The sequence below is a fragment of the Halorientalis pallida genome (assembly GCF_004118325.1).
Classification (GTDB): domain Archaea; phylum Halobacteriota; class Halobacteria; order Halobacteriales; family Haloarculaceae; genus Halorientalis; species Halorientalis pallida.
The window spans coordinates 498,787-521,762 of the sequence record NZ_RDFA01000003.1; the positions used below are offsets into that span (position 1 = coordinate 498,787).

Sequence of the window (22,976 nt, forward strand, 5' to 3'; positions counted from 1 at the left end):
ATGAGCCTCGACACGCGGAGCGGTCAGACAGTCGGCAGCACGAGCACGCTGGGGGACACGTTCTATCCCCTCTACGAGTCGCTGTTCGACAGCGAAGGCGACTTCGTCAGTGGCGTCGAGAACAAACTGGCCCAGGCCCGGATGCCACAGAACGTCGAGTTGTTCCTCTCGCGGGCGCTCGGCGTCGGCGCGCTGGCCGGCCTGACGCTGTGGATCGTCGGCTCGCTCCTGGGCTATCTCATCTTCGCCCTGTTCCTGCCGGACGCACCGGTGTTGCTCGGCCTCTCAGAGAGTCAAATCCCGCCGATCCTGTTGCAGCTGAAGATCCCGTTCCTGGTGTTCGTCACCGGCATCGTCTTCGGACTGATCGGCTTCGGTATCGGTTTCGGCTCGATGGTCTCGATCCCGTACTTCCGTGCGGGGGCGCGCAAACGCGAGATCAACGTCTTGCTGTCCGACTCGATCTCGTTCATGTACGCGCTGTCGGTCGGGGGCCTGAACCAACTGGAGATCCTCCAGGCGATGGCCCGCGCCGACGACACCTACGGCGAGGTTTCCAAGGAGTTCCAGTCCATCGTGCTGGAGACGGAGTACTTCGACACGGACTACCGGACGGCGATCCGGAACCAGGCGCTGCAGACGCCCAGCGACGAACTGGCGCAGTTCCTGACGGACATGCTCTCCATCGTCGACTCGGGGGGTGACATGACCGGCTTCCTCGAGGACCAGAAGGAGAAACACATGCGGACGGCAAAGCAGGAACAGGAGATGGTGCTGGAGACGATGGAACTGTTCGGGGAGATGTACATGACCCTCTCACTCTTCCCCCTGCTTCTCATCATCATCCTCGTCATCATGTCGATGATGGGCAACTCCCAGCAGTTCCTGCTTCTCGGGACGGTGTACGGCCTGATCCCGCTGACCGGGGTCGGCTTCCTGGTGCTGGTCTCGACGGTCACGCAAGACGAGATCGGTGACGGCTACCTCCGGCCCGAAGGGGGCCGCGACGACGTGGTCGTCCGCGAGGGGCTCGACGTGCTGAACCTCGGTCTGGTCGAGAAGTACACCGGCGACCACGGCGTCTTCGAGAAGATCAAGAGCCGCGAGCGATCATACGAGCTGAGTTCGATTCTCCGGCGGCCACACATCTTCTTCCGGGACAACCCGACGGTCGTCCTGGGGCTGACGATCCCCATCTCGCTCGTGGCGGTCGTGCTGGCCGTGCTGTACGGGTTCGCGCCGCTGTCGCCGGAAGGGTTCGTCGAGAACCCGGTCGGGTCGACGTTCTTCTGGTTCTACGTCCCGCTGTACGTGAACTTCGTCCCGTTGATGATCTTCTACGAGTGGAACGTCCGGGCGCGACGCGGCGTCGTGAGCCAACTCTCGGAGAACCTCCGGAAACTCTCCAGTGCGAACGACACCGGGATGACGCTGCTGGAATCGCTGAACGTCGTCTCCGAGACGTCCTCGGGCAAACTGTCCGACGAGTTCGAGACGATGTACGCGAAGGTCAACTACGGGACGAACCTGAAGGACGCGCTGCGGGAGTTCAACAACAAGTATCACATCCCGCGGCTCGCGCGGACCGTCAAACTGATCAGCAAAGCACAGGAAGCGTCGAGTCAGATCGAGGACGTGCTGACGACGGCCGCACAGGCCTCGGAGAACCAGGACGACATCGACCGCGACCGGAAGTCCCGGACGCGGATGCAGGTGGTCATCATCATCATGACCTACCTGACGCTGCTGGGCGTGATGGCACTGCTGAAGACGCAGTTCCTCGACGTCATGTCCGGCCTGGCGAATCAGGTCGGCAGTGGCGGCGGTGGGAGTTCGGCGGCGGCCGGCGGCGGGCAGTTCGGCTCGAACGTCGACACCGGCCTGCTGTCGGTGTTGTTCTTCCACGCGGTGACGCTCCAGGCCGTCCTGTCGTCGTTCATCGCGGGGTACATCCGCGAGGTCGATCTGATTTCGGGGGTCAAGTTCGCCGTGATCCTGCCGACGATCGCGCTGATCACCTGGATGGCGGTGGGGTAACGGAGTGTCGACATGGGGGATATCGAAGCCATGGAGTTCGGGACAAGACAGGAGTCGTCGACCGGTCGTCGACCGTCGGGTGACCGCGGACAGACGAATCAGGACTACATCATCGGGATCACGTTCCTGCTTATTTCGGTGTTGTTCGTCTTCGGGTACGTGCCCGGCCTCTACTCGTCGTACGCCGACCCGGTGGACGGGACCCAGTTCACACAGACGGACCGGGCCGCCGAGTGGCTCGTCGACAACTACAGCGTCGAGGGGGCGGAGAACGTACTGGAGTACGACGCGACCGACCCCTCGGTCGGCATCATGGGCCTCTCCGACGAGACCGAGTTCGACGCGTTCCGCCGGAACGCGAGTATCAACACCACGACGAACAGACGTGCGCGGCCCAACGTCAACGTGATGATCGTCAACAGTAGTCAGCTCAACGCCCAACAGCTGTCGGACCCGATCGTGGCCGACGGCAACCGCTTGGAGTTCGGTGACGACTACGAGAACCAGTCGGCCGCGACCAGCAAGCGAGTCGTGGACCTCAACATGACGGACGAGCCGGCCGAGAACAGGGGCGACGTCGCCGACTCGGACGACTACTGTACCCCGTCGTGCTGGCTGATCGTACGGATCTGGTGACACAATGTCGAAGGATACCTCACACAGAGCGCAGGCGTACACCCTGGAGGGCGTCTTCGCGGCGATCATCGTCCTCACGTCGCTGGTGTTCGGGTTACAGATCGTCGACATCGGCCCGTGGGCCAGCGACACGAGCGAACAGACCAGTGCCCTGGAGACCAGGGCCGAGGACGTGCTCACGCTGACGGCCAACGACGGGAACCTGAGCAAGGTCGTGCGCTGTTACCAGGTCGGGACGGAGAGCTTCGAGGGATCGACGCTCGACGACGACTCGACCGAATTCGAGCGACTGCTAAACCAGTCGCTGAGCAACCAGAGTGTCAGTTTCAACGTGTACTTCCGGTACCAGACGGAGGACGGGGAGGTCGCGTCCGAGGCGGTCTCACAGGAGACGGGCGACCCACAGAGCCTCATCGCACCCTCAGACACCGCAGTGGTCGCGAGTCGAACGATCGCGATCTACGACGACGAACCGGTTAGGATCGGTGGTGCCAGCGGCACGGCCTGCGGTGACACGTTCAGCAACACGCCCAGAACCGTCGAGCAGTGGTCGGAGCAGCGTCCCTATTTCATGTCGGACGTGGCGCCGAACTCCAGCCTGTTCAACATCGTGGAGGTGCGGATCGTCGCATGGTGAGCCTGACGCTCCCCGACGACGAGCGCGGCCAGTTGTTGCTCGTCGGCGCGGCGACCATCGCCCTGGTCATCGTCGGATCCGTGATCCTGCTCAACGGGCTGAAGTTCACCGACACGGTCGGGACCGAAGGCAACTTCGACTCGACGGACGAGGCCCAGCGCACCGCCGAGATGGTCCGCCAGGACCTGTCGAAGATGGCCGACCGCGTGCGCAGCAAAACCGGACTCACGGGCTTCGAGACGGCCATGCGGCAGAGCATCTCGATCTACAGCAACCGGTTGTCGAACATGACCTTCGCCGACAGCGCGACGTACGTGAACGTCAGTCTGGACGTGAGCGCGTCCAGGGGTGGGCCACTGGTGACGCAGAATCTCACGTCGACACCGTCGTCGGACGAGGACTTCCGCAATCCCGGTTGGGGGAGTCTTCAGACCTACGAAGTAGCGCGCGGGGCGTCGACGGTCGGGCCGTTCAACTTCACTGTAACCCAGTTCCCGTGTGATAGAAATACCAGTCCGCCGGACACGAACTTCACGGTGACCGTCGAGAACACCAGCAGCGGGAACGTCTGGCAGATGCGGCTCACCCGGGACACCGACGGAGCCGCGTGCCCGTCGGTGCAGGGGACCCGATACATCGAGGTCTACGACGAGTCGGGAACGAAGCTCCAGAGCTGGTCGTCTGACTCCCAGAGCTGGTTCCCCGGCGTCGGTGACGGACCGGTAACTATCGACCTCATCAACGAGACGATAAGTGACAAAACAGTCCCTCTCGACTTCGCCGAGGGCGTCGATCCGGAGTACTTGATTACGTTCGACAACAACTTCGGCGGCGGGCCCGACACCTTCGGTGAAGGGTCCTACTGGGTCGGGAGCGATGGATCGTTCCCGACACCTGGCGACGACGGCAGCGGAAATCCACCGAACGTGCGGACACAGATCCAGCGCCCGGCGTTCGAGTTCGTCTACGAACGCCCTGGAGTCAGATACAACACGACGATGCTCGAGGGAGGTGGGGCATGAGCTTCCGCAGTGACACCCGCGCGGCCTCCATCGCCCTCAACCACGCGCTGACGCTGGGGATCACGGCGATTCTGATCTCCGGCCTGATCATCGGGGCCGGCCAACTCGTGACCCGGCAGGAGGAGCGCGTCAGCGAGCGGGGGCTCACCGACGTGAACGAGGTGTTGGTCAGCGAGATCCAGCAGGTCGACCGCATGGCGGCCACGGGGTCCCCGTCGGCGGTCCGGTCGAGTGTCTCGCTCCCGTCCCGGATCGGCGGCGGCGGGTACAACATCGAGTTGCAGGTCTACAGCGAGAACCGGGTCGTCCTCTGGACGAACTCGACGACGTTCACCGTCCCCGTCGAGATCGACAACGAGACGGCCGTCTGTGGGCGCGGGCTCTCTGGCGGCCCGACGAGCGTCACCTACCTCCCAGACGAGGACTGTCTCACCATCGAATCGGAGGTGCGCTGACGTGTTCGACGACACCACACGCCGCCAGCGAGCGGTGTCCGATCTCGTCGCGTTCACGCTGACGTTCGCGATCATCGTCAGCGGCATCGGGTTCGTGTACGTCAGCGGGTTCGACGCGCTGGGCGACCTCAGAGACGGGGAGAAGGCCAACAGCGCCGACCGGACGATGCAGGGGATCGCCGAGACCTACGAGGAGATCCACGAGGAGGACATCCCCGGCCGGTCGCTCGAGATCGAACTCGGCGGGAGTTCGATCCGGACGGTCGAGTCGAGACTGGTCGTGCGCGTCAACGATTCGGCGCCGACCGAGAGCACGATGTACGAACGGACGCTCGGTCCGAGAGCCCTCGTGTTGGACTCGCAAGGGGTCCCGACGACGTTCGTCTACGAGATCGGCGGGTTGTTCCGGCTCGGCCGGGAGGGACAGCTCCTCCGTCATCGGCCGACGTTCGAGTGTACCGACGACCGGGCGACGCTGTCGCTGATCTCGCTGCGCGGGAACATCAGCCTCGGCGGACAGACCTCGGTAGTGCTGGTCGGCCAGCACGTCGACGAGGGCTCGGAGAAACTGTTCCCGGGCCCGGATCCGAGCAGCAACCAGTACTTCCAGCCCACGGAGGCAGGGAACGTCACGATCGACGTGTCCCAGATGGCCGCATCCGACGCCTGGAAACAGTACTTCAGTCGGAGCGGGTGGGAAGAGAGCGGCCGTGACGGGGAGTTCTACTGCAAGGTTGACAAGCCGGGCGACGACGGTGGAACCGTCTTCCTCCGGCGGACGGTCATCGAACTGTCGACCATCTACTGACCCCCGTCACCCTCGTGACTGGCGGAGCCACGCGGCACTGCCTGGACAGAGGATCGCCGGAGACCCGTGTGTCGCTCTCAGTCGATCCACGCTCTTGCTTCGTCGCGTGCCTGGCATCCGCTCTTCGTCGCGCCTGCGCGTGCTTCGGGCCATCCGCTGTTGTCAGCCGTGGATCGACTCGGCGGCGCATCTTGCACTCCTCTCCGGTCCCATCCCAGCAGGCACCGCACCCGGTGAACGCGAGTGGTGGGTGCGACAGGACAGAAACACGACAGCGAGAAACAGGGGCGCGTTCAGAGAGAGAAGCGACAGCGGGGTCAACGTCGGCGTCGGGACGCCGAGGACCGTTAGCTGCCGAGCTGGATGACGTTCGCGTCGATGGAGATCAGGTCTGTGTCGAACGAGGCCTGGGACCGGGCGTTGTCGGGGACGAACAGCGTGCCCGACGCCGAGTCGTCGCTGGTCGAGATCTCGTAGGCGTAGACGCCCGGATCGAGCGTCGTGCCGAGGTCGACGGTGGAGATGTCCGCACCGGCCCGAACCTGCACGGACTCGCTCTTGTCGATGTCCGCCGATCCGGACGGGCTGGTTCCCTCCCAGAGTTTCACCGAGAGCGAGCCGGACTCGGCGATCAACTCGGGGTTGTTCACGACGACGTCGAGTCGCTGTGGGGCCACGTCCAGATCGGTCCGGGTCCCGGGTTCGAGCTTCGTCACGCCGACGTAGGCCCCATCGACCAGCAGCCGCGGTTCCTCGACGTTGACTTCGACGGTCGAGGTGGTGTTGGCCGAGGACACCGCGACCTCCATCTTCCCGCGGGTGCTGTCGTCCGGGTCGAACGTCATCTGGACCGTCGCCGTCTGACCGGACGAGAGTGTGAGGTCGTCCCGGGTCTGGTCGGAGTCACCGACGGCGACGTTGCCGGATTCACGCGTCGCGGTGAACTCGATGTCCTGGGTGCCGGAGGCCGAGCCGACGTTGGTCACCTCGGCGGCGACGGTGAAGGTATCGGTCTGTTCCACGACCGAATCGGTCGCCGATGAGTCGACGTTGACCACGAACGCGTCGTGGGACGTCGTCCCGACGTAGATGCTCCGGGTGACGCTCTCGTTGTTCGAGCTCAGATTGATCGTCAGCTTGTGTGCTCCGGGAGCCATCGTCGGGGCTTCGAGCGAGACGGTCTTGCTCTGACCGTCGCTGACGTTGACCCCCGAGAGGGTGTCTTCGGTGGTTCCGTCGACGGCGAGCGTGACGTTCGTCGTGTCGGGTGCCGTCCCGATGTTCCCGATGGTGACGTTCACGTCGGGGGTGTCGGTCGGCGCGACCTTTGCGGGTGCCTCGGTATCGTTGATCTGGAGGAGCGGTTCGCCCGACCCCGTCGAGACGTTGCTGGTCGCGTTCAGCGCCTGGAAGAGGACGACCGCGTCGTTGAAGTCCGGGTCACCGGAGGTGAACGCGTTGTCCGGGTCGGCATCCTCTTTCGACAGTTCGTACATCAGGACACGCTGGTTCTCCTGCAGGTCGAACCGACCGTTCGGCGTCGTGTAGTTCGCCAGGATGTCGGCGGCACTGCGCTGGTCCGGCTCCGCGGCCTCGAACCCGGGCACCTTCTGACCGTCTTCCTTGATGACCAGGTTCGACGGGTTCTGACTCTGACTGATGCCGATATTCTCGTCCCCCCAATCCGAACAGACGAGTCGATCGGCGTCCCAGTAGTAGGTGTTACCGTAATACGTGTACGGGATGTATCGGACACCGTATGCGTTCAGGTCGACATCGCTGAACTCGTTACAGGTGTATGACTTCGCGAACACGGAGACTTCCGTCCCCGCACTCACCGTCGCAGTGTAGTTCAGCGACGGATCTTCGTCGATCTGGAGCGTCCGCATCGTGGGCGTGTTCATATCCTGGGTCCCCCAGGGCCGAGCGACGCCGTTGGGGTTCGAGTCGTTCTGGAGTGCGACGTACATCTCGATAGGCCCACGACCGACGTAGTAGTCGCCTTCGCCTCCCCGCACAGTCCCGTCCTCGATGCCAGTGGTCAGCGCGGTCCCTTCGACCCGCATGCTGACCGTCAGGTTCCGGGTGACGGTGATACCGGTCCCGTTGTCCTCACCGATACCGGGGCCCTCGGGCGGGTCCGTGGTGACTCTGACGTTTTTCGTCAACGTCATGTTCTGAGTCGACACCGTGACGGGATACGTGCCGGTGCTGGTGCTGGACGGGACGTCGTAGGATCCCTGGACGACGGTCTCGTTGTCGACGTCGAGCGCCTGACTCCCGGACGTGATGGTCGTCCCGTCGAACGAGAACGTGTACGTCACGGGGCCATCTGCCACACCCGTGTTGACGAGCATCGCGGAGACGTTCAGCGTCTCGCCCGGTTTGATCGGAGCCGGCACCGCGCCCATCTCCTGGATGAGGAAGTACGACTGTTCGCTGTCGCCGGCGGTGAAACTCCCAGTCGACGACTCGTTCGCGGTGGTAACCTCGTACTGGTAGACACCACCCTCGTCCACGTCGAGATTGTCGAACGTGATCGTTTTCGTGTTACTGCTCGGGATCGTCGTGGTCTTGGTCTCGGTCGTGACCAGGTTCCCGCTCTCGTTACGGACGTAGAGTTTGACGTCCTGTTGTCCACCCGAATTCCCTTCGTTCTTGATCGACGCACCGATGTCGAAGTCGTCGCCGACGACGACCGTCCCACCGCTCGGCGGCGTCGTGCTCTGAACGGCGAAATACTCGTTGTCACCGATCAGGATGTCCGTCGACGCGATCTCGGCCGGGCCGCGACGGTTGACCACGGCGAACGTGGCGTTCAGGTTCCCCTGCAGGTAGGTCGGCACGGTGTAGGTGAGTGTTCGCGTCGAGCCACTCCCGAGCGTAAGCTCTCTGGATTCCAGCACCGTCCGATCTGATCCGGAGGCGTCCGGGAACGTGAATTCGACGGTCTTCGTGGCCTCCACTGCTCCCGTGTTCGTGATTTCCGCTTCGATCGTCTCGGTGTCGGACGCCATCATGCTCGCGGGCGCGTCCGTAATCGAGACATCGAACGTCGCGAGGTCGCCGGGCCCCGAGACGACCTTGACAGTCCCGTTTCGGACCTCGTCTCCGGTATCGAGGCTGTACTTGTACGTACTCCCGCTCGTGAGATTGTCGTGTTCGACCCGGAACGGGAGGGTGACGTTCTGGTTGTTCAGCAGGGAGACGTTCCCGTAGCCGGTCACGTTCGATTCTTCGAGCGTCCACGAGCCGCCGCTCTTGCTGTACCAGTCGAGTGTTATGTTCTGTGCACCGGTCAATCGACCAGTGTTGTTCACCGTCGCGTTGACCCAGAAGTCCTCCGACTCTGTGTTCGACTGGTAGGCCACGAGCCCCGGCGGTTCCTCGACGGTGTAGGTAGGTTCGACTCGTTCGCCGATCGCGAAGGTGATGTTGACGTCGTCGCCGGCGTCGACGGTCGGGTCGGCCGTCTCGATGGTCGTCCGATCCGGCGAGAAGTTCCGTTCGGCGTAGGTGTGCCAGGCCGTCGCGAACGGACTGTTCTGGATCGAGACGGTCATGTTCGAGAGCACGCGCGGGTCACACGTGATGTCCGCCGGCGTCACGTCCGGGTTCGCCTCGACCTCCTCGAAGTCCTTGTCGGTCAGCAGTGCCTTCTGCAGGTACTCGTTTTTGATCTGCGAGCCCGACTCGTTGACGGCCGCGACGAGGCGGTCGGACTCCCGCATGTTGCCGTCGAAGTCCGTGAGTTTGACCCCCAGCTGTCCTTCACGGTAGTTGAGTGCGGGCGGCGACACGACGGAACTGCCGCCACGCGAGGATTTGCGCCAGACGCCACCGGCCTCGTAGCCGACGATGTCGCCGTCTTCGGTCTCCGCCTGAAGCGTCCCGATAGAGATGGGGCCAGTGTAACAGATATCGCCCCCGTTCGCGACGTCCGCGTTCTCACCGACCGAGAGATTGATCGTGGTCTGCTCGATGGTCCGGACGTTCCCGCCGAGATTCGACGGGAACTCGAAAGCCATCCGGTTGTTGTTCTCGAGATCGTCGATGCGCGAAGACACCTCACGCATCGACTGTTCGGCCACTTCGACCTGATTCTGGTTGTCCACGTCCTGAACGAGACTGCCACCGAGAACCACGACGACGAGGGCGCCAAGGGCGACGATGCCGACCAACAACGCCAGCCCGACAACCGGCGATACGGCTCTGTCACCCGATGGCACCCCTTCCCCTGGGGCTGTCATTTCACCTTTAATTCCCGGTAGTTGAATAAAAACCCATCGACAGTTATGCGCGCTGTGTCCGATACGGGCGCGAAACGCGGCGATTACGGGATTTCGATATTTGATAAACGAGCCGGGCTCGCGGTCTCAAATTTCGAAGTATCGAGTCACCGTGGCAACAATTCACCAGCCACGCGGATCCGTTCCACTCCGAAGGATCTCGAAGACCGGTCCTCAGTACCGGTACAGCGAGACCACCGCAGGTAGCCGGTCGTACATCCAGACGGCGACCGGGAGTCCGACGATCGAGACGGTAAGGAGATACGCGACACCCATCCAGATGCCGCTCGCCCACCACCCGATCAGCAGGAACCACACCGCTCGAACGAGGAGGCTGCGCTGCTCGCGGTGCTGAGTTCGGATCTCGTCGGCGCTGGCGACCAGGGTTCCCGGCCGGCGTTTCAGCGACACCACCGTGGGCACCTGGTTGATCATCTTGATCCCCAGCGGGATGCCGACGATCGTGACGTTCAATAGCCACGCGACACCCATCCAGATGCCCGTCGCCCACCATCCGATCAGCAGGAACCACGCCGCTCGCACCAGCAGCGAGCGCTGCCCGACGGACTGGCTCACCTGATTTGTTACCATACGTCCCGTTGGACACCACGAGCAAAGAGCGACTCGGCGAAGCGGAAGTGGCTCCCACAAGAAGTGAGCCGTCACCGAGCCAGGAGTTCTCGCGCTGTGATTCCTGCGCGGTCAGGATCCCAGCCGCTCGCCGTTCTGGAGCGCTGCAGTCACGATACCGGCCGTCTGTCCGACCCCGACCACGGCCAGCCCCGCGACCGCGACGGTCGCGTCGTCCAGCAGTGTGGCCCCGCCGGCCGCGAACAGTCCTAGTCCGACCAGCGAGAGCGCCGCACCCACCAGGTAGACGTGTCGGTAGGTCGGCCCGCTCATCGCCGCCCAGGTCCTGACGTAGGCAGCCCCCGGGAGGACGATCCAGGCGTACAGCGCCAGTGCACTCAGCGGATCGGCCTCCGGCGTGACGACGAGATCGACCGTCCCGAGGATGTTCACGACCGCGCCCACCGCCAGGACACGCTGCCACGCGCCCAGAACTGGGCCGTTCATCTCCGACAGCGTGGTCAGGAAAAAGGTTACCAGCAGTACGTCCATCACCACCATCGCGATCAGGACGGTCCGGGCCGTGATCAGGCCCAGCACCGCTGCGGCGGCGAAGACCCAGGCCGCCGGCACCAGCCCCGCCGGCCCCACGTCTTTCAACAGGCCCATGCCAGCCGTCAACGAACGGCGACGTGTTGTGTATTCCGGTCGCCCATCGAGTAGAAGGCTACAGCCGGGGCTGGAGAACGATGGACCGATGAGAACCGAACGATCGACCGAGCGAAGCGGGGGAAGGAAGCGAGTGGACTCGCGGGGGTCCCGCGAACGCAGTGAGTGGGACCACGCGAGGGAACGTACGACTGACCGAGCGAAGCGGGGGAAGGAAGCGAGTGGACTCGCGGGGGTCCCGCGAACGCAGTGAGTGGGACCACGCGAGGGAACGTACGACTGACCGAGCGAAGCGGGGGAAGGAAGCGAGTGGACTCGCGGGGATTTGAACCAGAGGAAGACGGTCACCTCGCGGCGCTCGGTTCTGCGACTTCCAGGGTTCAAATCCCCGCATCGACGACAATTTGCGCCGCCCAGCGTCCCTGAGCGGCGCAGAAATTATGGACTCGCGGGGATTTGAACCCCGGGCCTTCCCCGTGCCAGGGGGATGATCTACCGCTGATCTACGAGCCCGCGCACTCATCGCTATCCGGCCAGTTTTCTTAAACCCATCGAAGGAGTTCCCCCGCGGGAAAGGACAACTCACAATGCGTTTTACCGGCCAAAATCGTTAAATAGCCCGTTCAGCGGCCACAATCCATATATTCCAGGTGCTGTGATTAGGGGTAGTTGAGAGTACCAGTCGGCAGCGGGCCGGGCGACGTGCGGGAACCGAGCGGCGACTGTTCGGCCTAGTCAGACGAGGGATTCGCATGGAGAACGCAAGCGCGTCCGACGGGACGAACGCGGCCAGCAATCGCCAGTCGGGGCCGTCTCGACCAGTGTCAGGTTCGGACGCCGATCCGACAGGCGGTGGTACCGAACACCGAACTCGGAGACGCGCGCAGACCACGCTCGATTTCACCGTCGGTGTCGTGCTGTTCGTGTTCGTGCTGGTGGCCATCTTCGCGTTCGTGGCGGGGACCGTCCAGCCGTTCACGACGGGCGATCAGGAGGACATCGTAGCGGTCAACCGGGTCGCCGACGGACTCGCGGAGGACACGCTCGGCGACCCGGACACACCCTACATCCTGGACACGGACTGTACGGTGGCGTTTTTCGAGGGCGGCAGTCCGCCGTCGGACTGTCGGTTCAGCGACCAGCAACTCGACGAGCAGGTCGGCGTGACCGACAGTGCGTTCCTCAACGTGACGGTTCGGGGGAACGTGAGCGGGTCGGGTTCGCCCAACGAGTTGCTCTGCTGGGACGAGACGGCCGGGGAGCTGGTCGAGCAGGGCACGACGGACTGCACGACGGCCGACGTGGAGACGCTCGCGGTCGGCGACGATTCGGCAACGGGCACCCAGTCGTCGGTGACGGCACGACGGTCGGTGTCGGTCAACGGGACCAGCGTCTCGCTGGTGGTGAAACTATGGTGAGCGACCGCGGGCAGGTCCACACGCTCGAGGCCATCGTCGCGGGGCTGTTGTTGACCTCGAGTATCGTCTTCGCGCTCCAGATGACGGCGGTGACGCCGCTGTCCGCGAGTACGTCGAGTCAGCACATCGAGAACCAGCAGGAGGCCAGCGCGGCGGGCGTGCTGGCGATGGCGGCCCGGAACGACTCGTTGCGCGAGACGGTGCTGTACTGGAACAGCACGGAGAGTCGGTTCCACGGGGCGACGGTCAACGGGTTCTACACCCGGAAACTCCCGACGGATCTGGGTCGGAAACTCCAGCAGACGTTCGGCGACCGCGGCATCGCCTACAACGTCTACGTGGCCTACTACAAGTCCGGGCGGCCCCAGCGCAAGCCGATCCTCTACCGCGGTGAGCCGACCGACAACGCGGTATCGGCGGGCAAGACGGTCGTCATCGCGAACGACACGCGCTTGCTGACCGAGAACATGACTCGCGGGTCGCGGGTCAACAGCTCGAACTTCTACGCCGACAAGAACGGCGATGGGCCCGTGTTCGACGTGGTCCGCGTGGAGGTGGTCGTGTGGCGGATCTGAGCGGCGACGACCGCGGGCAGGTGCTGCTGGTCGCGGGGTTCGTCCTCGCGGCGTCGTTCGTCGCGCTGACGCTGGTGTTGAACTCCGTCATCTACACGGAGAACCTCGCTACGCGTGGAGCCGACGCCGGGGGCGGCGACGCGATCAGCTATCGCAACGACGTCGCCGACGGGCTAGAGTCGGTCGTCGAGTCGGTCAACCGGAACGGCTCCTCGCGGACGGCGATCCGGGACGAGCTCTCCCGGGCGGTCGTCTCGACGAGTCGGCGGGCCGCGCAGTTCCAGGTGTTACGCGGGATCAGTGCCAACGCGACGCTGGTCTCGGTCGCGTGGGGGACCCGTATCGGTCAGAACCAGACCACGGGGAACTTCACCAACTCGACGGTGCCGGCCAGTGCCGACGTGGCCAGCGACTGGACGGTCGCCACGGGCGTCGACGCGACGCGCTCGGCGCGGATCAACGTGACCGATTCCTCGGAACTGGCCCTGCAGTCCAACGACCCACTGGAGTTGCAGGTCACCGACGGGTCGCCCTGGACGGTCACGCTGTTCAAGAACGACAGCGCCGGCACCACGACGGCCATCGAGGTCGATCCACCCTCGGGGCCGTCCCGGGTCTGTTCGGCCGGGAAGGACCCAGCCATCGGACTGACCGCGGGCACGTTCAACGGGACGGACTGTCCCGCCCTCGAGTACGGCGAGGGTATCTCGACGCCCTACACCATCGCAGTCCGGAACGGCCGGCAGTTCCAGGGCACCTACTCGCTGGTGGTCGACGAAGTGATCGACAGCACGGACATCGAGTACGACAACTACGGGACGGCGCCCGACGTACCGTTCGCAGTCCCGGCCGTCTACTCGGCGACGGTCCACGTCGAGTACCAGTCCACGTCGCTGTCGTACGCGACGGACGCGCAGGTGCGCCCGGGTGAGAGCGATGACTGACGAGCGGGGCGTCTCGACGACGCTCAACTACGTGCTCGGGCTGTCGATCGCGCTCATCCTGATCACGGGGCTGCTGGTGGCGGGTGGCTCGTTCGTCGAGACCCAGCGCGACCAGAGCATCGAGACGGAACTGGCGGTCCTGGCCGAGCAGGTGAGTTCCGACGTGATGATGGCCGACCGACTGGTCGAGACGACGAGCGACAACGAGTCGGTCCGGGTCGGCCGTGACCTCCCGCCTCGCGTCGCCGGCAGCAGTTACGAGGTGAAGATCGAGGGCGGCTCGGACCCGCAGGTCGTCGTCCGGACGACCGGTCCCGAGATCACCGTCGAAGTCCCGCTGAAGACCTCGACACCCATCGAGTCGTCGTCGGTGTCCGGAGGGACGATCGCCGTCAACTACACCGCGAGCGACCGACTCACAGTGGAGGACGATCAGCAATGAACGGGAATCGTGCAGTCAGCGACGTGATCGGGTTCGTGATCGTCTTCTCGCTGGTCGCGGCGACCGTGGGCATCGTCTCGGTCACCGGTATCGGCATCTTACAGGACGCCCGCGACGCCGAACAGGTGAACAACGCCGAGCGGGCCTTCGACGTGCTCGCGGACAACATGGCAGACATCCACCAGGAAGGGGCACCGAGTCGGTCGACCGAGATCAAGCTCGACAGCGCACGGCTCGAGGTACGAGCACCCGTCGAGATCAACGTCACGGGCGTCGATCCGAGCGGGACGAACCCCAACGTCTCCTACTCGGCGGTCCCGATCGTGTACGAGGGTCGCGGCGACACGGCCATCGTCTACGAGGCCGGTGCCGTCTTCCGTGACTCGCCACAAGGCGGCATCGTCAGTGAGAAACCGCCGTTTCGCTTCGCGGACGGCGAGGTGATCATCCCGATCATCCAGACCCAGCAGATGGGCAACGCCACGAGCGTCAGCGGCGGGACGATCCGGGTCCGGGCCGAGCAGGCCGTCCGGGAACCACTGGCCGAGTTCGTGCAGCGGGAGGCCGCCTACGACGCCCTGATCGTCAACGTCACGTCGCCCCGCTACCGGCTCTGGAAGCGCTACCTGGAAGAGGACGCCGACGCCACGTGTACAGTGACCCGCCCGGAGACGGTCCAGTGTCGGATCGACGATCCCAAGCGACTGGCGGTCACGCGGACGCTGATAAACTTCGAGTTCGAGATCTAGTCGAAGTCGACCGCGACCTCGTTTTCCGTGACGTGGAGGTACGTGATGTATTCGGCCCCGCTCGCCGTCTCGTAGTTGAGCCGGCCCGAGGAGGCGTCCTGCACGATGGCCCGGCTGTTGCCCGGCCCCATCTGTGAGGTCATGTCGATGTCCGGGCCCATCAGCGAGGTGTAGTGGTTGACGACGTCTTCGAGCGTGCGGGCGGTGCCGGTAGTCCCCGGTGAGTACGGCCCGTCGGGTTCCCAGCTCACGGTCCCGTCGTGTCGTTCCAGCGTCGCGTCGCCGTGCGTGTAGTCACACTTGATGTGCTCGCCGAAGCGCCACTTGTTGCCGGCGCCGGGCCCGCCGCCGCAGTTGATGCCCGGCGCGTTCTGGTCGTAGTCCATGCCACCGAAATCCGACAGCAGGTCGATGGAGAGTTGCGGGCCGTCGCTGGTGCAGGTCCACTCGACCCTGCTGTCGGGGTGGGCGCTCGGGTCGATCGTGGTCTCCCAGTACTCGTACTCGCCGGAGCCGTCACCGGAGTAGTAGTACAGCCCGACGTACACGTCCGAGGTCGGTGCGGTCGGACAGCTGTTGTGATAGTTGTTCCCCGTCGGCAGGACGTGTAACTCGTACTCCTGGTTGTTCTTCTCGTCGTAGAGCGAGAAGTGGTCGTTGTTCCCGTTGGTGTAGACGATGTCGAGTTCGAACTCCTTGAGGGGGTGGCCGGCGGCGATTCCGTCGGCGGGCACGCTCTCGCCCTCTTCGGGAATAGTAAAGGAGCCGGGCGGACCGCCGATGGACTTCAGCTCGAGGCGAACGGTGCGGTTGCCGTCCCAGACGGTGACTTCGCCGGTCGTTCGCTCGCGGAAGTACGTCGCCCAGGCCTCGTAGTAGTCGCTGCGGACCGTGACGTTGACCGTCCCGTTGCGGATCGGGTTGGTATAGTTGCGCTCGGTTCCGTTGTAGGGGACGCCGATCTCGTCGCCGGCGGTCGGTGTCGACCGCGCGGGGAAGACGAGGTCTGCCTGTTTCTGTGGCTCGATCGACACGTCGACGCTGCCCTTGGCGTTGCCGCCGCCGAGCGTGCGGATGATCGGGAGCGTCAGCGTCGCGCCCCGGTAGTGAAACTCCGGCGGGGAGATCATGCGGGCTTCGCCGTTCGTGGCGCGTTTCCAGACGCCACCGCCCTGGTACGCGAGCGACTGGTCACCGTTCTCGTAGCGGAGCGCGCCCATCGACCTGTTGTAGATGACCTCGCGCTCGTCGTCGTCGTCCTCGGTGTAGTTGTTGTGGACGATACGCATCCACCCGGACCCTTCGTCGACCTCGAACGTGCCGCCGTCCTGACCGAACGAGATCGTCTGTCCGTTGGCGTCGCCCAGTGCGACCATCGCTGCCCGGGAATCGAACAGTGTCATCGAGTGTTCGGCACGCTGAAGTTCCGACTGGGACTGCGTACTCGTCAGCGCGCCGGAACCGATCATCACGATGAGAACCATCCCGGCCATGACGATGGCGAACACCAGGACGTAGCCGATCGGACCGGATTGTGCGCGCGTGCCCGGCCGCCGCGTCCCTGCTGCCATGTCCACACAGATTGCGTACCGAGTAGCAAAAACGCTCCGGCCGTACTCACGGATGGACGCGAAAGAAACCCCCACACCACGGTTCGAGTCGGACGACGGAGCCGGCAGCCGGGTCGGTCGGGAGCCGCGAGTAGAAACCGTAAAGTGGGAGAGCGGGAAGTTTGGGGTGGGAACAGCACGACCGCAAATCCGACGCGCCGCTACGATCACTTTCGCGGCTTGGGATTGCGGTAGTGTTTCGGCAGTCCGCCGGCCCGCGGTGTTCGCTTTCGAGGCCAGCACCGCCTGCCGGCACGCCGGACAGCGGTCGTAGCGGTTCCAATCATTCAACAATGGCACGAATGCACACACGCCGCCGCGGCTCGTCCGACTCGGACAAGCCCGTGGCAGACGAACCGCCGGAGTGGAGCGACGTCGACGCCGACGCCGTCGAAGAGCGCGTCGTCGAACTGGCAGAACAGGGGCTGAGCCCGAGCGAGATCGGGCTGAAACTCCGTGACGAGGGCGTCCAGGGGACCCCGGTCCCCGACGTGTCCCTCGCCACGGACAAGAAGATCACCGAAATCCTCGAAGAGAACGACGCAGAGCCCGATCTACCCGAAGACCTGCGCAACCTGATGGAGCGGGCCGTTCGCCTGCGCGAGCACATGAACGACAACCCCAACGACCATCAGAACAAGCGCGCGCTCCAGAACACCGAATCGAAGATCCGCCGCCTGGTCGATTACTACCGCGGCGACGAGCTGGACGCCGACTTCACGTACTCCTACGACACCGCCAAGGAACTCCTGTAGGATGTCCACCGCCGACCGTCCCACCGAGTCCGCGTCCGCCGCGAGCGACGTCTCCGCGGTCTGTCGCGACGCCGAGTTCGTTCGGCTCGTCGCGGCCGCCGACGGCGACGCCCTGGCGGCGACTGGCGTCCTCGCCCGGGCGCTCGCGGCGACCGACCGGCCCTTCCAGGCCAGCGTCGTCGCCCCGACCGCGACCGCCGAGCGCGCCACCGAGGCCGACGCGACGATCACGCTCGGCCGGGCCGACGCAGCCGCGGACGCGGCGATTCCGTCCGGCCCGCAACCGATCAGCGAGGTCGCGTTCCAGGCCGCCGAGCAACTCGGCAGTGCCGACGCCGTCCTCGCGCTGGCCGGCGCGACCGTGGCCGACACCACGCCGAGCGCCACGCTCGTCGAGGCGGCGGGCGTCGAGCGCCGACCCGGCGTCGCGACACCGACGGCGGACCTCACCGAGGGGCTGGCCTACGGGACACGCCTGCACGCACCGTTCTCGGGCGACCCGGAGTCCGTGCGCGCGGCCCTGGCCGACTGCAACCTCATGCTCGCGGCCGAGGACGTGACGGCGCTCGACGACGACGATCGCCGCCGACTCGCCTCGATGGTCGCACTGCGGGCCGCCGGTGCCGGGGACGCGACCCCGCGCGCCGCCGAGTGTGTCGAGGACACGCTGCGACCCCACGAGGGTGGTCCCTTCGGGACCGTCGAGGGGTACGGCGACGTGCTCGATGCTGTCGCACGCGTCCAGCCAGGCACCGGCGTCGCGCTGGCGCTTGGCCACGACGCGCGCGAGGCGGCCCTCGACGCCTGGCGGACCCACGGCGAGCGTGCACACCGCGCGCTCGGGGCCGCGACGACCGGCCGGTACGACGGGTTGTTCGTGGCGAGAGGCGCGGCGGACGATCAGGGGTTGCCGGACGCAGCGGCGATCCCGGTCGCCACGGCCGCGCGCCTGCTCCGGGACTTCCGGTCGCCGGAGCCGGTGGCGCTGTTCGTGACGGACGGGCAGGCCGCCGTGGCCTCGGTCGAGGACCGCCAACTCGGGGCGACGATGGACGCGGCAGTCGAATCGGTGGGCGGTCGCGCGGCCGGCACGGGTCGGCGCGCGCGGGCGACCTTCGAGACCGACACCGCGGAGTTCATCATGGCCTTCAGGGAGGCGCTATGAGAGCCGTGATCGAGACGACCCACGGCGACGCCGAGCGGGCCGCGATGGTCGCGGCCGCGCTCACCCCCGACAACACGGACGAGATGAAGACGACGGTCGACGGCGAGACGGTCAGGACGGTGATCGAACGGGAGTCGACCGGCGGGTTACACGCGACGGTCGACGATTACGTGGTCAACTGTACAGTTGCGGACGAACTCACACAGACACAATCATGAGCGAACGATCAGTTTCACGGCAGAAGCAGGGCAAGCAGTGGTACACCGTGTTCTCGCCCGAGCAGTTCGAGCGCGAGGAACTCGGTGACACGCCCGCAGACGAATCGGAGAAGGTCCTCGGACGGACCATCGAAACCACGCTGGGCGATCTGAAAAACGACGCCAGCGAGAACAACAAGAAGCTCACCTTCCAGGTGAACGAGGTGGCCGGCGACTCGGCCTACACCCAGTTCGATACCTTCGAGCTGACACGGGACTACAAGCGCAGCCTCGTCCGTCGTGGCTCCTCGAAGATCGAGGCCTTCGTCACGGTCCTGACGACCGACGACTACCGCCTGCAGGTCCAGCCCGTCGCCTACACGACGAAGTCCGCGGACCACAGCCAGGAGAAGGCCATCCGCCGGACGATGATCGACCTCGTCCGGGAGAGTGCGAGCGACCGCACCTTCAGCGACCTCGTCGACAGCGTCGTCGAAGGTCGGCTCTCCTCGGCCATCTACAACGAGGCCAAGCAGATCTACCCGGTGCGCCGCGTCGAGATCCAGAAGACGACCCTCGAAGCCCGCCCCGAAGAGGTCGCCGCCGAAGAGGAGACCAGCGTCGACGTGGGCGAGGACGACTCCGCGGTCACCGCCGACGAGGACGGCGCCGAAGAAGCCGACGCCGACGAAGAGTAATTCGACTCGAGTTTCGATTTTTTACGCGCCGGGAGTGACGATGCCGGTCGGAGCTACCGGGCTCGAACCGATCACTCGGTGTCGGTCCCGGACGGCGTTCCGTCGGTGGCCGTTACCGGTCCGCCTTCGGGCGTGCGGGTGGCGTTCTCGGTGACTTCGATGGTGCCGACCATCCCGGTCTTCTCGTGGGGGATGCAGAAGTACTCGTAGGTGCCGGGGACGGTGAAGGTGTGCTCGTAGGTCTCGTTGCTGGAGAAGCCGCCACCGCTGTTTTTGAACCAGCCGTCGCGAGCGGCTTGGGTGCTCTCGAACCCGCCGGAGGCGAAGAAGTCAGCCTCGTCCGGAATGCCGCTCTCGTAGGCCGTGACGGAGTGCGTGCTCTTGCTCGTGTTCTTCCACACCACTGTCGTGCCCGGGGCGACCGAAAACTCCGCCGGGCGGAACGCGGAGGTCGACATGCCGATGTCGTAACTGTCGCTGGCACTCCCGGCACTGGAGCCGAAACAGCCGGCGACCGAGACCGCGACGGCGGTACTCCCGACGCTCGCGAGGAAGGCCCGTCTGCGCATACCCACTCTCAGGACCGGAGCGTCATATGTCGCGCGGTTTCGGACGGTCGCGGGCCACGAGTCGGAGTGGTCGGACTTTTCTACCCGGCGCTCGGACGGGGGGTATGGAGCGAACGCAGTTCGGGGCGGGCCTGCTCGCGGTCGGACTCGCGACGGTCGCGGCCGCCGCGGTGGAGTTCGGCACGAAGCTGCCGCGACTGACCGGCGTCGGCGTGGGCGCGGGCGCTGCCGTCGCGCTGGTGGGTCTGGCGACCGTCCTGGGGTACGGGTTCGATCCCGACGGTGACAACCGGGTCGCGGGCGTCCTCGTCGTGTTCGGGACGGTCGCGGCATTCGGGTTGCTCGTGACCGCGTTGATGCACGCCATCGAGTAGCGGGGTCGTACCGAACGGACTAAGGCGGCGGTCCTCCGACCGGGAGGTATGCAGCCGCGGTTCGTCGGCCGGCTGGGACTCGCCGACCTGGTGACGGTGGCAAACGCAGGCCTCGGCTTCGCGGCCGCGGTCGCCGCCACCGCCAGTCCGGCCCTGGGGGCGCGCCTGATCCTGCTGGCTGCCGTCGCCGACGGACTCGACGGCGTCCTGGCCCGCAAGATGGGGAGCACCCCGGTCGGGGAGTTCATCGACTCGCTGGCCGACGTGGCATCCTTCTGTGTCGCGCCCGCCATCTTCGTCTTCAGCGTCGCCAGCGCCGAGTGGGGGCTCACCCTCTCGGGGTCCGACCCGCCGGCACTGCTGGCGACGGCACTGGTCGTCCCGGCGCTGTTCGTCGGCTCCGGCGTCGTCCGCCTGGGGATGTACACCGCCTACGACATCGGGAGCGACGAGACCGAGGGCGTCCAGACGACGCTCGCGGCCACGATTCTGTCCGTCGTCTATCTCGCGGGCGTCCCCGGCGCTCGCGGCGCGACGGCCCTGCTCGCCATGACGGCCGTGTTCACGTACCTGATGATCACGACGGTCACCTACCCGGAACTGCGCGCGTCCCACGCGCTGGGGATGGGGGCGGTCCAGGCGGGGGCCATCGTCGCACCGACCGCTTTCGGTCGGCTCTTCCCCCGGGCGCTGCTCGTCGGGGCCTTTCTCTACCTGATCGGGCCGTGGTTCTACCGGCGGTACCTCGTCGACGCGCCCGAGGAAGGGGCCGACGATGGTCCCGACCCGGCACCGGGAGCGGATACCGAATGACATCCTCCGCGCCGTAAACAGCGCGGTTTCCCAGGCGTTGAGATATTATGATTCGCGGTTCGCCTGTTCTTGTGGGGCTACTCGCCCCGTGGATTTATCGAACAGGCGCACCGCTGGCTGTGCCATCCAGCCGTTATTCCTATCTCCCCCGTCACAGGCGAGACTCGGGAGTACCTTCTGTCGGATGTTTTCTGCCCCATTCACGTCGGCGTTGGCGACCATTCCACACGCCTCGCAGACGTACAGCCCACGTTCGACGCGCTGGCTGTCGTCGGTGGTTCCGCGAGACGCACACGATGTCGAGGTATCGCGTTCGTCCACCCGCTCGACGCTGATGCCGCGCTCGGCGGCTTTGTACTCCAGCAGTTCGATGAAGCGGTCGAACGCCCACCCGTGGAGGTCCAGATTGCCGTGGTCACTCCAGTCGGTTTCCTCGCGGATGCCCGACAGGTCGCCCACAGCAATCGTCCCGACATTGCGGGCGGCACACTCGGCCACCAGATCCGCTGAAACAGCGTGCAAGAAGTGGTCACGTCTGTCTCGGCGCTTCCGGTCCAGTCGTCGTGCTTGGCGGGACTCGCTGTCGTCGCACTTTGCCCGCTCTTTCTGGAAGTAGTAGTCGTCCGCTTTGAGTGCGCCACCGGGGTACAGTAGGGCCTCGTCACCGACCGCGACGGCGGCGAAGTTGCAGATGCCGAGGTCGATGCCCGCTACCCGATCGCCGGGTGGGTCCGGGTCGCCAGTCTCGACACGACAGACGATGTGCAACTCCCACTCGTCGCCGGTCCAGACCGCCCGGACCTGCTGGACGTTCTGTACGTCCACGTCTGGGTCGGCGGCGTACTCACAGAGAAGGAAATCCGACCACGACGCTTTGAGATTCACCCCCTTCGAGAGTCGAATCCTGTCGTGGTCGGGGTCGTGGTTGAACCCGTCCTGTTTGAACGTTACCGTCGAGCGCGGGTGGTCGTCGCCGTACTTGCGGTAGCCGGGTGGGTTCGCGTCCTCGTTACCGTTCTTGCGGTGGGCGTACCACGACTCGAACGCTTCAGCCAATTCTTCGAGGATTGCCTGACTAGATTGTGCGTTCAAATCCGCGTAGCGTTCGTGACTCTTGAGGTAGGCTTTGAGTATGCTGTCGTCTGGAATCGTCCCGGTTTCGTGCCAGATACGATCGCAGGTCCATCGGGCGACGTTCCAGAGTTTCGAGGCGGTCACAAAAGCGAAACTTTTGTGCAGCCCATCAGAAATCTCTGATTTCTGAGGACGGCGAACCCGAGCGAATCAAGCTCGTCGCGCACTTGCTGGTGATTGCGAATGGACGCAACGTAGGTGCGCGTGACCTGATTCGCCATAGATAGCCTGTGACGGGCTGGCTACATAATGGCTGGCCGACCGGAGTGGAAGTGGAATATCCGGCCCGGCAGACCCGCGCGGACTGTGGCACCGGGCCTACGCGATTCACGCCCGGTCGTCAGGCGGCGTCTGACGGGCAATCAGAACTCGGAGACTTCTGATGACGACCTGAAGGCCGGGATTCTCTC

Annotated in this window: 22 protein-coding genes, 1 tRNA gene and 1 pseudogene; 17 read left to right on the forward strand and 7 right to left on the reverse strand. The window is 65.1% G+C overall.

The features are described from left to right. From EAF64_RS11200 to EAF64_RS11225, 6 genes are read left to right on the forward strand one after another with little or no spacing between them, the layout of a single operon-like run. The gene (locus EAF64_RS11200) at positions 1-2,037 is read left to right on the forward strand and encodes a type II secretion system F family protein (RefSeq protein ID WP_129069064.1); all 2,037 of its coding nucleotides are present in this window, start codon (positions 1-3) and stop codon (positions 2,035-2,037) included. A 12-nt stretch (positions 2,038-2,049) separates the two neighbouring features. Beyond that, positions 2,050-2,673: a DUF7287 family protein gene (locus EAF64_RS11205; RefSeq protein ID WP_129069065.1), complete on the forward strand. Its 624-nt coding sequence runs from the start codon at positions 2,050-2,052 to the stop codon at positions 2,671-2,673. Between the two features lie 4 nt (positions 2,674-2,677). After that, positions 2,678-3,310: a DUF7288 family protein gene (locus EAF64_RS11210; protein ID WP_129069066.1), complete on the forward strand. Its 633-nt coding sequence runs from the start codon at positions 2,678-2,680 to the stop codon at positions 3,308-3,310. Beyond that, positions 3,304-4,332: a DUF7261 family protein gene (locus EAF64_RS11215; protein WP_129069067.1), complete on the forward strand. Its 1,029-nt coding sequence runs from the start codon at positions 3,304-3,306 to the stop codon at positions 4,330-4,332. The genes EAF64_RS11210 and EAF64_RS11215 overlap by 7 nt, the downstream gene beginning before the upstream one ends. After that, on the forward strand, positions 4,329-4,787 hold the full coding sequence (locus EAF64_RS11220) for a DUF7266 family protein (protein ID WP_129069068.1): 459 nt from the start codon (positions 4,329-4,331) through the stop codon (positions 4,785-4,787). The genes EAF64_RS11215 and EAF64_RS11220 overlap by 4 nt, the downstream gene beginning before the upstream one ends. A gap of 1 nt (position 4,788) precedes the next feature. Continuing rightward, positions 4,789-5,595, forward strand: coding sequence for a DUF7289 family protein (locus tag EAF64_RS11225; protein ID WP_129069069.1), 807 nt, complete (start codon positions 4,789-4,791; stop codon positions 5,593-5,595). A gap of 347 nt (positions 5,596-5,942) precedes the next feature. Here EAF64_RS11225 and EAF64_RS11230 read toward each other — a convergent pair whose 3' ends face one another. The 4 genes from EAF64_RS11230 to EAF64_RS11245 all read right to left on the reverse strand — a co-directional run bounded on the left by EAF64_RS11230 (position 5,943) and on the right by EAF64_RS11245 (position 11,636). Next, positions 5,943-9,845: a DUF7289 family protein gene (locus EAF64_RS11230; protein ID WP_129069070.1), complete on the reverse strand. Its 3,903-nt coding sequence runs from the start codon at positions 9,843-9,845 to the stop codon at positions 5,943-5,945. A gap of 213 nt (positions 9,846-10,058) precedes the next feature. Then, positions 10,059-10,475 carry a YccF domain-containing protein gene (locus EAF64_RS11235; protein WP_129069071.1) on the reverse strand — a complete coding sequence of 139 codons (417 nt, stop codon included), beginning with the start codon at positions 10,473-10,475 and terminating at the stop codon, positions 10,059-10,061. A 111-nt stretch (positions 10,476-10,586) separates the two neighbouring features. Further along, positions 10,587-11,123, reverse strand: coding sequence for a hypothetical protein (locus EAF64_RS11240; RefSeq protein WP_129069072.1), 537 nt, complete (start codon positions 11,121-11,123; stop codon positions 10,587-10,589). A gap of 441 nt (positions 11,124-11,564) precedes the next feature. Continuing rightward, positions 11,565-11,636: transfer RNA gene (locus EAF64_RS11245), tRNA-Ala, on the reverse strand. A gap of 239 nt (positions 11,637-11,875) precedes the next feature. Here EAF64_RS11245 and EAF64_RS11250 point away from each other — a divergent pair. From EAF64_RS11250 to EAF64_RS11270, 5 genes are read left to right on the forward strand one after another with little or no spacing between them, the layout of a single operon-like run. Next, the gene (locus tag EAF64_RS11250) at positions 11,876-12,541 is read left to right on the forward strand and encodes a DUF7287 family protein (protein ID WP_129069073.1); all 666 of its coding nucleotides are present in this window, start codon (positions 11,876-11,878) and stop codon (positions 12,539-12,541) included. Beyond that, entirely contained in the window at positions 12,535-13,116 is a 582-nt protein-coding gene (locus tag EAF64_RS11255; protein ID WP_129069074.1) for a DUF7288 family protein, read from the forward strand. The genes EAF64_RS11250 and EAF64_RS11255 overlap by 7 nt, the downstream gene beginning before the upstream one ends. After that, positions 13,104-14,060, forward strand: coding sequence for a DUF7261 family protein (locus EAF64_RS11260; protein ID WP_129069075.1), 957 nt, complete (start codon positions 13,104-13,106; stop codon positions 14,058-14,060). The genes EAF64_RS11255 and EAF64_RS11260 overlap by 13 nt, the downstream gene beginning before the upstream one ends. After that, positions 14,053-14,502 (forward strand): DUF7266 family protein, encoded by a 450-nt coding sequence (locus tag EAF64_RS11265; RefSeq protein WP_129069076.1) that lies wholly within the window; start codon positions 14,053-14,055, stop codon positions 14,500-14,502. The genes EAF64_RS11260 and EAF64_RS11265 overlap by 8 nt, the downstream gene beginning before the upstream one ends. Next, entirely contained in the window at positions 14,499-15,251 is a 753-nt protein-coding gene (locus tag EAF64_RS11270) for a DUF7289 family protein (RefSeq protein ID WP_129069077.1), read from the forward strand. The genes EAF64_RS11265 and EAF64_RS11270 overlap by 4 nt, the downstream gene beginning before the upstream one ends. On the opposite strand, the gene EAF64_RS11275 is transcribed toward EAF64_RS11270, so the two are convergent. After that, on the reverse strand, positions 15,248-16,822 hold the full coding sequence (locus tag EAF64_RS11275; protein WP_129069078.1) for a DUF7289 family protein: 1,575 nt from the start codon (positions 16,820-16,822) through the stop codon (positions 15,248-15,250). The genes EAF64_RS11270 and EAF64_RS11275 overlap by 4 nt on opposite strands. Before the next feature lie 332 nt (positions 16,823-17,154). Here EAF64_RS11275 and EAF64_RS11280 point away from each other — a divergent pair, with 332 nt between their 5' ends. From EAF64_RS11280 to EAF64_RS11295, 4 genes are read left to right on the forward strand one after another with little or no spacing between them, the layout of a single operon-like run. Then, positions 17,155-17,616 carry a 30S ribosomal protein S15 gene (locus EAF64_RS11280; RefSeq protein WP_129069079.1) on the forward strand — a complete coding sequence of 154 codons (462 nt, stop codon included), beginning with the start codon at positions 17,155-17,157 and terminating at the stop codon, positions 17,614-17,616. Between the two features lies 1 nt (position 17,617). Further along, positions 17,618-18,781: a hypothetical protein gene (locus EAF64_RS11285; RefSeq protein WP_129069080.1), complete on the forward strand. Its 1,164-nt coding sequence runs from the start codon at positions 17,618-17,620 to the stop codon at positions 18,779-18,781. Continuing rightward, complete coding sequence (locus tag EAF64_RS11290) at positions 18,778-18,999, forward strand: KEOPS complex subunit Pcc1 (protein WP_129069081.1); 222 nt, start codon at positions 18,778-18,780, stop codon at positions 18,997-18,999. The genes EAF64_RS11285 and EAF64_RS11290 overlap by 4 nt, the downstream gene beginning before the upstream one ends. Continuing rightward, positions 18,996-19,676 carry a 30S ribosomal protein S3ae gene (locus EAF64_RS11295; RefSeq protein WP_129069082.1) on the forward strand — a complete coding sequence of 227 codons (681 nt, stop codon included), beginning with the start codon at positions 18,996-18,998 and terminating at the stop codon, positions 19,674-19,676. The genes EAF64_RS11290 and EAF64_RS11295 overlap by 4 nt, the downstream gene beginning before the upstream one ends. Positions 19,677-19,747: 71 nt before the next feature. On the opposite strand, the gene EAF64_RS11300 is transcribed toward EAF64_RS11295, so the two are convergent. After that, the gene (locus EAF64_RS11300; protein WP_129069083.1) at positions 19,748-20,245 is read right to left on the reverse strand and encodes a plastocyanin/azurin family copper-binding protein; all 498 of its coding nucleotides are present in this window, start codon (positions 20,243-20,245) and stop codon (positions 19,748-19,750) included. 104 nt (positions 20,246-20,349) lie between these two features. Between EAF64_RS11300 and EAF64_RS11305 the strand changes: the two genes are divergently transcribed. Both EAF64_RS11305 and EAF64_RS11310 read left to right on the forward strand, forming a co-directional pair. After that, entirely contained in the window at positions 20,350-20,619 is a 270-nt protein-coding gene (locus EAF64_RS11305; RefSeq protein WP_129069084.1) for a hypothetical protein, read from the forward strand. 48 nt (positions 20,620-20,667) lie between these two features. Further along, positions 20,668-21,432, forward strand: a complete 765-nt coding sequence (locus tag EAF64_RS11310) for a protein sorting system archaetidylserine synthase (RefSeq protein ID WP_129069085.1) — start codon at positions 20,668-20,670, stop codon at positions 21,430-21,432. 45 nt (positions 21,433-21,477) lie between these two features. Here EAF64_RS11310 and EAF64_RS11315 read toward each other — a convergent pair. Further along, positions 21,478-22,787: pseudogene (locus EAF64_RS11315) on the reverse strand (RNA-guided endonuclease InsQ/TnpB family protein). Positions 22,788-22,976: the final 189 nt, after the last annotated feature.

What these genes read in the sequence shown, in the direction of transcription:
- EAF64_RS11220 (WP_129069068.1), top strand. Translation starts at nt 4,329, where the DNA reads ATGAGCTTCCGCAGTGACACCCGCGCGGCCTCCATCGCCCTCAACCAC.
- EAF64_RS11200 (WP_129069064.1), top strand. Translation starts at nt 1, where the DNA reads ATGAGCCTCGACACGCGGAGCGGTCAGACAGTCGGCAGCACGAGCACG.
- EAF64_RS11230 (WP_129069070.1), bottom strand. Translation starts at nt 9,845, where the DNA reads ATGACAGCCCCAGGGGAAGGGGTGCCATCGGGTGACAGAGCCGTATCG.
- EAF64_RS11265 (WP_129069076.1), top strand. Translation starts at nt 14,053, where the DNA reads ATGACTGACGAGCGGGGCGTCTCGACGACGCTCAACTACGTGCTCGGG.
- EAF64_RS11235 (WP_129069071.1), bottom strand. Translation starts at nt 10,475, where the DNA reads ATGGTAACAAATCAGGTGAGCCAGTCCGTCGGGCAGCGCTCGCTGCTG.
- EAF64_RS11205 (WP_129069065.1), top strand. Translation starts at nt 2,050, where the DNA reads ATGGGGGATATCGAAGCCATGGAGTTCGGGACAAGACAGGAGTCGTCG.
- EAF64_RS11215 (WP_129069067.1), top strand. Translation starts at nt 3,304, where the DNA reads ATGGTGAGCCTGACGCTCCCCGACGACGAGCGCGGCCAGTTGTTGCTC.
- EAF64_RS11280 (WP_129069079.1), top strand. Translation starts at nt 17,155, where the DNA reads ATGGCACGAATGCACACACGCCGCCGCGGCTCGTCCGACTCGGACAAG.
- EAF64_RS11285 (WP_129069080.1), top strand. Translation starts at nt 17,618, where the DNA reads ATGTCCACCGCCGACCGTCCCACCGAGTCCGCGTCCGCCGCGAGCGAC.
- EAF64_RS11295 (WP_129069082.1), top strand. Translation starts at nt 18,996, where the DNA reads ATGAGCGAACGATCAGTTTCACGGCAGAAGCAGGGCAAGCAGTGGTAC.
- EAF64_RS11290 (WP_129069081.1), top strand. Translation starts at nt 18,778, where the DNA reads ATGAGAGCCGTGATCGAGACGACCCACGGCGACGCCGAGCGGGCCGCG.
- EAF64_RS11210 (WP_129069066.1), top strand. Translation starts at nt 2,678, where the DNA reads ATGTCGAAGGATACCTCACACAGAGCGCAGGCGTACACCCTGGAGGGC.
- EAF64_RS11300 (WP_129069083.1), bottom strand. Translation starts at nt 20,245, where the DNA reads ATGCGCAGACGGGCCTTCCTCGCGAGCGTCGGGAGTACCGCCGTCGCG.
- EAF64_RS11305 (WP_129069084.1), top strand. Translation starts at nt 20,350, where the DNA reads ATGGAGCGAACGCAGTTCGGGGCGGGCCTGCTCGCGGTCGGACTCGCG.
- EAF64_RS11270 (WP_129069077.1), top strand. Translation starts at nt 14,499, where the DNA reads ATGAACGGGAATCGTGCAGTCAGCGACGTGATCGGGTTCGTGATCGTC.
- EAF64_RS11310 (WP_129069085.1), top strand. Translation starts at nt 20,668, where the DNA reads ATGCAGCCGCGGTTCGTCGGCCGGCTGGGACTCGCCGACCTGGTGACG.
- EAF64_RS11250 (WP_129069073.1), top strand. Translation starts at nt 11,876, where the DNA reads ATGGAGAACGCAAGCGCGTCCGACGGGACGAACGCGGCCAGCAATCGC.
- EAF64_RS11275 (WP_129069078.1), bottom strand. Translation starts at nt 16,822, where the DNA reads ATGGCAGCAGGGACGCGGCGGCCGGGCACGCGCGCACAATCCGGTCCG.
- EAF64_RS11240 (WP_129069072.1), bottom strand. Translation starts at nt 11,123, where the DNA reads ATGGGCCTGTTGAAAGACGTGGGGCCGGCGGGGCTGGTGCCGGCGGCC.
- EAF64_RS11255 (WP_129069074.1), top strand. Translation starts at nt 12,535, where the DNA reads ATGGTGAGCGACCGCGGGCAGGTCCACACGCTCGAGGCCATCGTCGCG.